Source organism: Burkholderia sp. ZZQ-2 (genome assembly GCF_050768715.1).
In the GTDB taxonomy this organism is placed as follows: domain Bacteria; phylum Pseudomonadota; class Gammaproteobacteria; order Burkholderiales; family Burkholderiaceae; genus Burkholderia; species Burkholderia cepacia.
The window spans coordinates 1-327 of the sequence record NZ_LDVA01000094.1; the positions used below are offsets into that span (position 1 = coordinate 1).

Annotated in this window: 1 protein-coding gene; it reads right to left on the reverse strand. The window is 66.7% G+C overall.

Going from position 1 to position 327, the window contains the following annotated elements; genetic code table 11:
* A partial coding sequence (locus ABY44_RS05010; protein ID WP_431640916.1) for a hypothetical protein occupies positions 1 to 327 on the reverse strand: 327 nt, incomplete at both ends.

A 327-nucleotide genomic window follows, 5' to 3' on the forward strand; every position in this document is an offset into this window, starting at 1 on the left:
CATCACGCTCTGCCCGACGTAGTGGTCGGAGTCGGGGAGGGTCAGGGTGATCTCGTCGCCATCGCGGAAATCGTCCGGCCCGACGATCCAGGCGAGCAGCAGGCGAGCAGGCACGTCCGGTTGCAGCCATGGCGCGCCCTGCCCGTCGTCGGCGTGTGAGAGCGTGCCTTTCTCCTCGATTCCATCGATGCGGATGCCGTCGACGACCGGCGACAATGCAGAGCCCGCCGTCGACGGTCGAGGCTTGTCGAAGGTGTTCACGACATCGACCGCGACGACCAGCAGTCGCTCTCCCGACTCTTCGTCGGGGAACAGTGCGGCGCTTCC